8 protein-coding genes are annotated in these 10,905 nt (G+C 64.1%); 2 read left to right on the plus strand and 6 right to left on the minus strand.

Annotated features, from left to right (window positions below):
* Window positions 1-31: 31 nt before the first annotated feature.
* From gyrB to rpsT, 6 genes are all read right to left on the minus strand, one after another.
* Window positions 32-2,467, minus strand: a complete 2,436-nt coding sequence (gene gyrB / locus IVB31_RS30790; protein WP_247331679.1) for a DNA topoisomerase (ATP-hydrolyzing) subunit B — start codon at window positions 2,465-2,467, stop codon at window positions 32-34.
* Between the two features lie 316 nt (window positions 2,468-2,783).
* Window positions 2,784-3,527 carry a hypothetical protein gene (locus tag IVB31_RS30795; RefSeq protein ID WP_247331681.1) on the minus strand — a complete coding sequence of 248 codons (744 nt, stop codon included), beginning with the start codon at window positions 3,525-3,527 and terminating at the stop codon, window positions 2,784-2,786.
* A gap of 119 nt (window positions 3,528-3,646) precedes the next feature.
* Window positions 3,647-4,783, minus strand: a complete 1,137-nt coding sequence (recF, locus tag IVB31_RS30800) for a DNA replication/repair protein RecF (RefSeq protein WP_247331683.1) — start codon at window positions 4,781-4,783, stop codon at window positions 3,647-3,649.
* 120 nt (window positions 4,784-4,903) lie between these two features.
* Window positions 4,904-6,022 carry a DNA polymerase III subunit beta gene (gene dnaN / locus IVB31_RS30805; protein ID WP_247331685.1) on the minus strand — a complete coding sequence of 373 codons (1,119 nt, stop codon included), beginning with the start codon at window positions 6,020-6,022 and terminating at the stop codon, window positions 4,904-4,906.
* Between the two features lie 283 nt (window positions 6,023-6,305).
* Window positions 6,306-7,715, minus strand: a complete 1,410-nt coding sequence (gene dnaA / locus IVB31_RS30810; protein ID WP_247332328.1) for a chromosomal replication initiator protein DnaA — start codon at window positions 7,713-7,715, stop codon at window positions 6,306-6,308.
* Window positions 7,716-8,981: 1,266 nt separating this feature from the next.
* Entirely contained in the window at window positions 8,982-9,248 is a 267-nt protein-coding gene (gene rpsT, locus IVB31_RS30815) for a 30S ribosomal protein S20 (RefSeq protein ID WP_007598259.1), read from the minus strand.
* 402 nt (window positions 9,249-9,650) lie between these two features.
* On the opposite strand from rpsT, the gene IVB31_RS30820 reads away from it, so the two are divergent.
* Both IVB31_RS30820 and msrA read left to right on the plus strand, forming a co-directional pair.
* Window positions 9,651-9,968, plus strand: coding sequence for a hypothetical protein (locus IVB31_RS30820; protein ID WP_007616084.1), 318 nt, complete (start codon window positions 9,651-9,653; stop codon window positions 9,966-9,968).
* Window positions 9,969-10,133: 165 nt separating this feature from the next.
* A complete protein-coding gene (gene msrA / locus IVB31_RS30825; protein ID WP_247331687.1) occupies window positions 10,134-10,790 on the plus strand; it encodes a peptide-methionine (S)-S-oxide reductase MsrA in 657 nt (218 codons plus the stop codon).
* Window positions 10,791-10,905: the final 115 nt, after the last annotated feature.

The following is a 10,905-nucleotide window of genomic DNA, read 5'->3' on the forward strand; positions in this document are numbered from 1 at the left end:
GGTTATGCGTTCCCCGACAAGGCCATTCGCCTCAGATATCGATCGTCGCGCTCAGCGAGTGTTCCTGGATGAAGTCGCGGCGCGGCTCGACCACGTCGCCCATCAGCTTGGTGAAGATGTCGTCGGCCTCGTCGACCTCCTTGACCTTCACCTGCAGGAGCGAGCGCGCATTGATATCCAACGTCGTCTCCCAGAGCTGTTCCGGGTTCATCTCGCCGAGGCCTTTGTAGCGCTGCAGCGTGACGCCCTTGCGGCCGGCGTCGGTGACCGCTTCGAACAGATCGACCGGGCCGTAGACCATGTGCTCGACGTCCTTGCGCCGCAGCTTGCCGGGGCGGGCGTAGACGTCCTGGAGCTTCACGGTGTACTCGTCGAGCTTGCGGGCTTCGACGGATCCCAAAAAGGCGTCGTCGATGACGGCTGCTTCCTTGACACCGCGCACCGTGCGCTCGAACTGGAAACCTTGGCCCTCAACGTATTGACCGATCCAGCCGCGCTCGACCTCGTCGGCGAGCGTGTCGAGGCGGGCGGCGATGTATTGCGCGGCGGCGGCGGCCTTCTCTGGATCGCCGTAGATCGCCTTGTTGAGCACGCCGGTGATGGCGGCCTGCTCGATGACCTTGCGGTTGTAGCGGGTGTGCAGGCTGCGCAGGATGCCACGGACGGCGCGGGCGTCGTCGACCAGCGAACGCAGGTCGCGGCCGGTACGATCGCCGCCGGTCCCGGGAATATAGACGCAGTCGTCTAACCCGGTGTCGATCAGATAATCCTCCAGCGCCCGCTCGTCTTTCAGGTACTGCTCGGACTTGCCGCGGTTGACCTTATAGAGCGGCGGCTGGGCGATATAGAGATAGCCGCCGTCGATGATGTCGCGCATCTGCCGGTAGAAGAACGTGAGCAGCAGCGTCCGGATGTGGGCGCCGTCGACGTCGGCATCGGTCATCACGATGATCTTGTGATAGCGCAGCTTCTCGATCGAGAACTCGTCGCTGATGCCGGTGCCGAGCGCGGTGATCAACGTGCCGATCTGCTCGCTGCCCAGCATCTTGTCGGGGCGCACGCGTTCGACGTTGAGGATCTTGCCGCGCAGGGGCAGCACGGCCTGAAATTCGCGGTTGCGGCCCTGCTTGGCGCTGCCGCCTGCGGAGTCACCCTCGACGATGAAGATCTCCGACTTGGCCGGATCCTTCTCCTGGCAATCGGCGAGCTTGCCCGGCAGCGAAGACACCGAGAGCGGGCTCTTGCGCGTCAACTCGCGCGCTTTTCGCGCGGCTTCGCGGGCGGCTGCCGCCTGGATCACCTTGCCCACGATCATTTTGGCTTCGGAAGGATGCTCCTCAAACCATGCTTGCAGCGCCTCGTTAAGCACGTTCTCGACCACAGGGCGCACTTCCGAGGACACCAGCTTGTCCTTGGTTTGCGACGAAAACTTCGGATCGGGCACCTTCACCGACAGCACGGCGGTGAGGCCTTCGCGACAATCGTCGCCGGTGAGCGCGATCTTTTCCTTCTTCGCGTAGGTGTCGGCATAGCCGTTGACCTGGCGCGTCAGCGCGCCGCGGAAGCCGGCCAGATGGGTGCCGCCGTCGCGCTGCGGGATGTTGTTGGTGAAGCACAGCACGTTCTCATGGTAGCTGTCGTTCCACCATAGCGCCGCTTCCACGCCGATGCCGTTGTTCTCCGCGCGCACGATGATCGGCGCCGGCACGATCGCCTTCTTGTTGCGGTCGAGGTATTTGACGAATTCCTCGACGCCGCCGGAATAGTGCATCTCCTCGCGCTTCTCGACTGCGTGACGCATGTCGGAGAGGGCGATGTTGACGCCGGAATTGAGGAAGGCGAGCTCGCGCAGCCGGTGCTCGAGCGTGGCGAAATCATATTCGATGTTCTTGAAGGTCTCGGTCGAGGCCTGGAACGTCACCTCGGTGCCGCGTCGGCCCGGCGCATCGCCGACCACCACCAGCGGTGCGACGGCATCGCCATGGGCGAACTCGATGTAATGCTCCTTGTTGTCGCGCCAGATGCGCAAGCCGAGCTTGCTCGACAGCGCGTTGACGACGGAGACGCCGACGCCGTGCAGGCCGCCGGAGACCTTGTAGGAGTTCTGGTCGAATTTTCCGCCGGCGTGGAGCTGGGTCATGATGACCTCGGCCGCCGAGATGCCTTCGCCCTTGTGGATGTCGACGGGAATGCCGCGGCCGTCGTCGCGCACGGTGACGGAATTGTCGGCATTGAGCACGACGTCGACGCGCGTGGCGTGGCCCGCGAGGGCCTCGTCGATCGCGTTGTCGACGACCTCGTACACCATGTGGTGCAGGCCCGAGCCGTCGTCGGTGTCGCCGATATACATGCCCGGACGCTTGCGGACGGCATCGAGGCCCTTGAGGACGCGGATCGATTCCGCCCCGTAATCGCTCGGATTTGAGGGCTCGTTTTCGGCAGGTGTCTGCCGAGCAGGTTCTGTCATGAGAGGCCTTCGAAATGTCGCCCGAATCAGCGGCGCAAAAAGGCGCTGATCTGCAGGCTAATGTGCCACGAAAGAACGATTGCGCCTAGCGCAAAGTCTCTACCGGCAAGTCTTTGATCAAATAGGATTTTTTGGCCGGATTTCAAGGCGCTGAAAGGCCGATTCCGAGGGCCTCGAAAAGGCCGATTCGAAGGGCCGTTTTGAGCGTCCGAAAGGCGTGGATTTTGCGGAATCGGAGGTCTGCTTCCGAGGCGCTGATACGCATTTCTGCGATGGGTCGTCCTGCCCAAGCCGCCCCGGCCACGACGATCACGGCTCAATACAGCAGGAGCGGCGACCACGCGTCTCCGTCGCGTCCGACCGTGAGCTCCCAGGTATCGCCGGCCGCGACGGCGAGGATGTTCGTGGTGGCTGGATGGCCCGGCACGCTCAGTTCGTAGGAATATTTGCCGGGCGGCAGATCCAGCGACACCGCGCGGGCGCCGCTGGCGCGCTTGATGGTCCGGTCGTTGATCATGAGCGTGGCTTCGGTCTCGCTGATATTGGACAACACCAGCATCGCCTGGCCGGGTTCGGGCATGACGTTCGCGTTGGTCGCGACGGATGCGTTCTTCTGCACGAGAATGACCCTGGTATTGGTCGCGTTGCGGTCGAGCGCCAGTGTGCCAGGTCCGAGCGGGGAGACGAAGGCGAGCTGGACGTGATCGGCGGAGACCACCGCGCCGTCGCGCTGCTCCTGCCAGCCGAGCTTTCCAAGCTCGGTGCGGTAGAACGCGAGGACGTCATTGATTTCGGCGGGCACGGTGGCTTCTAACCTGGTGCGGAGCGGCGTTTCGACGCCGGATACGACGGTGGTGTGGATTCCCCTGTAGCTGTAACGGGTCGGCGCGGGCAGCTTGGAATCGGGATCGGGCGTGAGCTCGGCCGAAAACAGCGCCGACAGATGCGGCCCCCAGGCGCTGGCGCTCGCCGCCAGCATGCAGCTTGCGAGGAAGACGAGGCCGCACGCAAACGCCCGCCATCGTGCCGGGGCTTGCGCGCCCGGCCTTACCGTCCGCATCTCACTCTCCAGGAATGTCGCGCATCGTGTCGTCGCGCGATGGGTAACGGCTGCGACACCGTCGGCGCGGCCTCTAGCCAACTAGTCGCGGGGGAAAACGGTCGGGTTCAATGCGCAGGTTACCGCCGGGCCGTTACCCGTCCGCTCTCGACGTCAAAGACCTCGCCGCCGGCGCCGATCTCTGCAAATGCGGCCGGGTCCGCCCCGGTCAGCCACACCTGCGCGCCGAGCTTGCGCAGCTCGTCGAACAGCGCCGCGCGGCGGTTCGGATCGAGATGGGCGACGACCTCGTCGAGCAGCAGCAGCGGCACGATGCCGGTCATCTCGGCGACCAGGCTCGCATGCGCCAGCACCAGCCCGATCAGCAGCGCCTTCTGCTCGCCGGTCGAGGCGTCGCGCGCCGGCATGCTTTTCGGCGCGTAGATGACCTGGAGATCGGTGAGATGCGGACCGTCGGTGGTGCGGCCGGCGATGGCGTCGCGCGGACGGTTGTCGCGCAGGATCTGGCGATAGCGGTCCTCGACCGACGTCGCGGTCTCGTTGAGCAGCGCGTTCTCCATCCAGCCGTCGAGCGCGATCTGCGCCGATGGAAAGGCGGAGGCCTGCGCGCGTGCATTGAGCATGCCGGTCAGCCGTGCCGCGGTCTGGCCGCGGGTTGCGGCGACTGCGACCGCAAGCTCCGCGGTCTCGCGCTCGATCGCGTCACACCAATGGTCGTCGTAATTGCGCGTCTCGAGCAGGCGGTTGCGCGAACGAAGCGAGCGCTCGAGCGCGGAGATGCGGCTGGAATGATCGCTGTCGATGGCAAGCACCAGGCGGTCGAAGAAGCGCCGGCGCTCGGACGCCGCGCCCATGAACAGCCCGTCCATCGCCGGCGTCAGCCACACCATGCGGACATGGTCGCCGAACGACGCCGCCGAATTGACCGGCTCGCGGTCGATGCGGCAACGCCGGCTGACCGCGGCATCGGCGCGTGGCGGATCGATGCCGGTGCCGAGCGTGGCAAGGCCCAGCGCGCCCTCGACCTGTGCCGACACCGCCCAGGAGCCGTCGCCCTGGTTGTCGGCGACGTCGTCCAGCGTGGCGCGCCGCAAACCGCGTCCCGGCGACAGGAACGAGATCGCCTCGATACAATTGGTCTTGCCCGCCCCGTTCGGCCCGACCAGCGCCACCATGTCAGCCGTCGCCTCGAGCCCCGCCGCCCGGTAATTGCGAAAATGCGTCAGCGTCAGGCGATGAATGCGGGAGGGGGTCATGTTGTCTTTGTCATTGCCGGCGTTCTTCCCCTCCCCCCTTGTGGGGGAGGGTGGCGCCTCACGCAGTGAGGCGATCGCCAAGCCGCAATGTAGTGAGCCCTCGCCTCCGCCGGAAGCGCATCACACCCGCATCGGCATCAGCACATACAACGCGCTCTTGTCGTCGCGGTCTTGCACGAGCGTCGGCGAGCCGGGGTCGGCGAGTCTCAAGGTTGCGACGTCGCCTTCGATCTGGGCGGCGATGTCGAGCAGATAGCGGGAGTTGAAGCCGATATCGAGGGCGTCGGAGGCGTATTCGACTTCGAGCTCCTCGGTCGCGCTGCCGGAATCCGGATTGGTCACCGACAGCACCAGCTTGCCCGGCGACAGCGAAAGCTTTACCGCCCGGCCGCGCTCGCTGGAGATGGTGGAAACACGATCGACCGCGTTCTCGAAATCCTTCTTGTCGACGATGAGCTCCTTGTCGTTACCCTGGGGGATGACGCGGCCGTAGTCGGGGAAGGTGCCGTCGATCAGCTTCGAGGTCAGCACCACATTGCCGATGGTGAAGCGGATCTTGGCCTGCGACAGCTCGATCGTCATCTCGGCGTCGGTATCCTCGATCAGGCGCTGCACCTCGCCGACCGTCTTGCGCGGAACGATCACGCCGGGCATGCCGTCGGCGCCCTTGGGCTGGACCAGGTCGAGCTGGGCGAGGCGATGTCCGTCGGTGGCGACGCCGCGCAGCGTCGCGGCCGCAGGCGTGCCGGCCGCGTGCAGATAGATGCCGTTGAGATAGTAGCGCGTCTCCTCGGTGGAGATCGCGAACTGGGTGCGGTCGATCAGTCGCTTGACGTCCTTGGCCGCGAGGCTGAACGAATGCGACATGTCGCCCGCGGCGAGATCCGGGAAATCGTTCTCCGGCAGCGTCTGCAGCGTGAAGCGGGAGCGGCCGGCGCGGATCGCCAGCACGGCGCGGTCGCCGTCGGCTTCGAGCACGATCTGCGACCCATCCGGCAGCTTGCGCACGATGTCGTAGAACATGTGCGCCGGCACGGTGGTGGAGCCCGCGGTCGCGGTTTCCGCCGCGAGCGTTTCCGTCACCTCGAGGTCGAGGTCGGTCGCCTTCAGCGACAATTTCGCATTCTCGGCGCGCACCAGCACGTTGCCGAGGATCGGAATGGTGTTGCGGCGCTCGACCACGCGGTGGACATGACCCAGCGACTTCAGGAGTTGCGCGCGTTCGACCGTAACCTTCATTGCACCACTCGCCCGATCCCCAAGGAAACACAAATCTGGAAAAGCCGGGCGGCGGGACGCGCGCCACGGCATCGAAGACCCCGGAAAGCCGGATCATCCAGCCGATATGACCAAAGCCGTCAGGGTCGCGCAAGGTGGCGCGGAAAGCCATCCGTTTCAAGGGATTGCGGGGTGGTTCCCGACGATTTACAGGCAAAAAACGAGGGCCGCTGCCAGGCAAATCAAGACCGCCGCCCCAGCATGGCCGGGGCGGCGGTAGGATGGAAGGGGAAGACCTAGGCGTTTATTCCTGAAGCTGGCGTTTCAGCGATTCGACCTCGTCCGACAGCGCCGTGTCCTTGGACACCAGGGCCTCGATCTTGCGCACCGCGTGCAGCACCGTGGTGTGGTCGCGCCCGCCGAAGCGGCGGCCGATCTCGGGCAGCGAGCGCAAGGTCAGCGTCTTGGCGAGGTACATCGCCACCTGGCGCGGACGGACCACGTTGGCGGTCCGGCGCGAGGACAAGAGGTCGGAGCGACTGACATTATACTGCCGCGCCACCACGCGCTGGATGTCCTCGATCTTGATCCGCTTCGGCTCCTGCGGCCGGATCAGGTCGCGCACCTCGTGCTCGGCCATTTCCAGCGTCACCGGCCGGTTGTTGAGCTTCGAGTGCGCGAGCAGACGGTTGATCGCGCCTTCGAGATCCCTGCCGTTATGCGTGATGGCACGGGCCAGATAGGAGAGAACCTCCTCCGGCACCTCGAACGTCGCGTGATGGGCGCGGGCCGCCGCGACGCGCGACTTGAGAATGCCGTGCCGCAGCTCCTCGCCCAGCGAGGCCATCTCGACCACGAGACCGCCGGCCAGCCGCGAGCGCACGCGATCATCGAGGCTTTCGAGATCGGACGGCGGACGGTCGGCCGCGATCACGACCTGGCGGCCGGCATCGATCAGCGCGTTCAGAGTGTGACAGAACTCGGCCTGGGTCGACTTGCCCTGCAGGAACTGGAGATCGTCGATCACCAGCACGTCGATGCCGCGCAGCGCTTCCTTGAAGGCGAGCGCCGTCTGCGTCTTCAGCGCGGCGACGAAGCCGTACATGAACTTTTCCGCGGTCAGGTACAGCACCTTGCGCTCGTTGCCGGAATTGCCGGCCCAGGTCACGGCTTGCAAGAGATGCGTCTTGCCCAGGCCAACGCCGGCATGGATGTAGAGCGGGTTGAACATCACGGGGTCGCCGCGGCGACCTTCCGCGACCTGACGGGCGGCGGCGTGCGCCAGCGTGTTGGAGCGGCCGACGACGAAGCTTGCAAAGGTCAGGCGCGGATCGAGCGGCGAGCCGCCGAGCGCATCGTGATTGGCCGAGACCGGCGCGGTCGCGGTCGAGCGCAGTTCCGGCGCAGGCGAGCGGCGTGCTTCGACGGGCGCGGGCGCTTCCTTCTGAACGACCGGACGCACAGCGGAGCGAACGGTGAGATCGATGCGATGCACTTCGGGCATCTCGGCCTGCCAGCACGACAGCACGCGCTCGGCATAATGCGCTTGGATCCAGCTCTTCAGGAAGCGCGTCGGAACCGAGAGCCGCACGCTCTCCTCCTGCACGCCTTCCAGGTCCATGCGAGCAAACCAGCTCGTATAGACGTCTTCGCCTACGTTCGAGCGCAGCCGACTCTTCACGCGTGACCAGCGATCCTGTTCAGGTGTTGTCATCATTTGAGAACTTTTCTTCAGAGATAAGGTTGCGTGGTGAGCGTCATGCAGGTTCCTGCCATGACGGGACCTCAAGCGATTCATCTTTGGGCATAGCTCGACCGTTCAGCGCGAACGCCGCGGTCAGGTCAGCGATGTCAGAGATAATGGAGTCGCGAGGTCAGCGCGTACTCGGCGCTCCGTCACACGCGGGGGGCTGGACGGTGGGCTGATTGAAAACGGCCTCGGAATAAAAAATCTGGCAATGAGAAATTTGCTTCAACACCGCGTTGAGTCCGTAAGCCATGATACCTCCCCGTCCTGCCGTGATTGCTCACGGCAAGGTCCTGCGTGTCCAAAAACAACCGCGTCGTACTCCGTCCGCGGTTGCCTGCCCGTACTGGTCGTCCGCTCGACTTCGCCATCATGCGGGCCGGGTAGCTTCACGTCTCTCCTGTGCGCCCGAGCGGGAAGATCCCGCTTGGAGACATTCAGACAAAGAGCTACCGTTCCCATCTTGCAATGGGTTTGTTCCGACATTCGCATGTTGAAGCGTCGCCTACGTGCACACCGCCGCCGATTTGCACGCTCGCCCCGTTTCCGATACCGCGCTGGTCTCAAGATCGTGGGCGCCGCTGACGACTTAAGGAATACACTATGCGGAAAGACTCGCAACGGAATTGATTCACACTTGAGGCATCTAAAAACTTGACCAGCGTTAACGCGGGGCCGGACTTGTTCACAGGCTACAGAGCAAGTTTATGGATTCGTGCACAGAATCGAAAGCGCCGCGCCTGGTGTGACAATTCTCAGTCACCGCCGAAAATTTTTCGCAAAAGCGTCACGCGCGCGACGCGTTGGCGATTTTTCCAAATGCTTGGCGTCACTATGTCGATAAGTGATTAGCTGGACATCGTTTTTTGAGTCTCGTTTCACAGGGTAACTCCATTGCGTGACGCGATCCGGTGAAACTACGGTGTGCAGAACTCGCAGGCGCACGAATTCGACTTGAGCCCGCCCCGCAGGGACTTTTTGCACCGCGGTGAAAGTTTCCGCTGTTGCAAATTCACCCGCAGGTAAAACTACGGAACGCATGATGGCGTGGACGCCGCAATCCTCGGATCGAAGGTCGGTCGCCGCCTGACTGCTTGCGTGAATATGACAGGCAACAAAAAAGCCCGGCGCGATGCCGGGCTGTTTGACGCGTGCGATGTGCGACGGGGCCGCCCGATCGAACGAATGCTTGCTAGATCACTGGCGAGACGACTTGCCGGATCACTTGCCAGATTACTTGGCGAGCTTGGCGATCTGCGCGGTGAGCCGCGAGACTTTGCGGCTGGCATTGTTCTTGTGAATGATGTTGCGCTGGGCGGCGCGCATCAGAGCGGGCTCGGCATTCGCCAGCGCCGTCACGGCGGCGGCGCGGTCGCCGGTCTTGATGGCTTCTTCGACGTTGCGCACGGCACCGCGCATCTGGGTGCGGCGCGACTTGTTGACGGCGGTGCGGCGGGCGATCTTGCGCGTCGCTTTCTTGGCGGAGGTGGTGTTGGCCATGGTCTCAATGTCCTTTGCGGGTACCGGTCGCGTCTTGGTCGGGTAGCGCCGGCTTGCTTGACCGCGTAATCGACGCTCGGATTTAGGGTGTTCGGTTGCTAGGCTGTCCCCGGAACATGAGCGACGGCCTTGCGGCTGTCTCTGAGGCTCCAAAGAGCCTTAAGCTCAAGGTGCCTGCAACTGCTCAAAGAACAGCGGCGGCAGGATTGCGCCCACCGCCAGTTGGCGCCCTTATAGAGAGGGTCTGCGGCACCGTCAACGCTTTCCAGGCCTGGAAAATAGGCCATGGGCGCTCAGAAGCGTGCTGTAACGCCCTGAAGAGGTTGAATTTATGCCGTCGCCCGGCTATTGGCTGGCGACGTTCCGGGGGTCGTCCGATCGGACGACCATATAAGGTGAGGCATGATCCGCGGCTTTTTCCGACTGATTGGGCTGTTGCTGCTCGCCGGCGGGTTCATCTTCATGGTCTATGACGGCGCCCGCTGGGTGGCCGACCAGACCCTGCGGTTCACCCGCTTCGGCCAGTTCTGGAACGACATCAATCAGGCCAGCCAGACGGCGTTCCGGACCTGGGTCGAGGCCAAGGCGCCCTGGCTCTGGACCTCGGTGATCCGCCTGGTGCTCGATCAGCCGGTCTTCGCCGTCCTCGGCATTCTGGGCATCCTCCTGATGATCCTGTTCCGCCCGCGCAAACCGCTGATCGGGTATTCCCGGGATTGAACTTTCAAGTCCCGCCGCGACCGAGGCGGCGCGCGGTGGCGTAACAGGGCTGCCCCTTTGCGCGTAAAGACCTATATTCCCAACTCATCGCGAGCACGCCGCCCGAGCGCTTTGCTCATCGACCTGGCTTGAGGCGACGGTCAGCTCGTTTCCGGAGATCAGTCCATGCTGTTCATGCGCAAGACCACCGCATTGCCGAGCGCCACGGAAGCGCTGCCGGGCCGTGCGCAAGCCATTCCGACCGCGACCACCCATTTCGTCAACGGCGCGCGATTGCAGCCGCCTTATCCCGCCGGCCTCGAACAGGCGGTGTTCGGGCTCGGCTGCTTCTGGGGCGCCGAGCGCAAATTCTGGGAGCTCGGCGATGGCGTTTACGCCACTGCTGTCGGCTATGCCGGTGGCCACACGCCGAACCCGACCTATGAAGAGACATGCTCGGGCCGCACCGGCCACACCGAAGTGGTGCTGGTGGTGTTCGATCCGGGCAAGATCTCCTACGAGAAGCTGTTGAAGATTTTCTGGGAGAGCCACAACCCGACGCAGGGGATGCGTCAGGGCAACGACGTCGGCACGCAATACCGAAGCGCGATCTACACCTATTCGGACGCGCAGAAGAAAGCGGCCGATGAATCGAAGGCGCTCTATCAGAAGGCGCTTGCTGCAAAAGGTCTCGGCGCCATCACCACCGAGATCGCACCCGCGGGCGAATTCTATTTTGCCGAGGACTACCATCAGCAATATCTGGCGAAGAATCCCGCCGGCTATTGCGGCTTGGGTGGCACCGGCGTGGCCTGTCCGATCGGCGTCGGTGTGAGCGCGTAAGCGTACGCCGGGCTCGCTGCACCTCTCCCGCTTGCGGGAGAGGTCGGCGCATCGCGCCGGGTGAGGGTTCTATCCTCTGGGGGAGTTCCTGTGCGGATACACCCTCTCCCCGACC

Origin of the sequence: Bradyrhizobium sp. 21 (assembly GCF_023073335.1) — a bacterium.
Classification (GTDB): Bacteria; Pseudomonadota; Alphaproteobacteria; order Rhizobiales; family Xanthobacteraceae; genus Bradyrhizobium.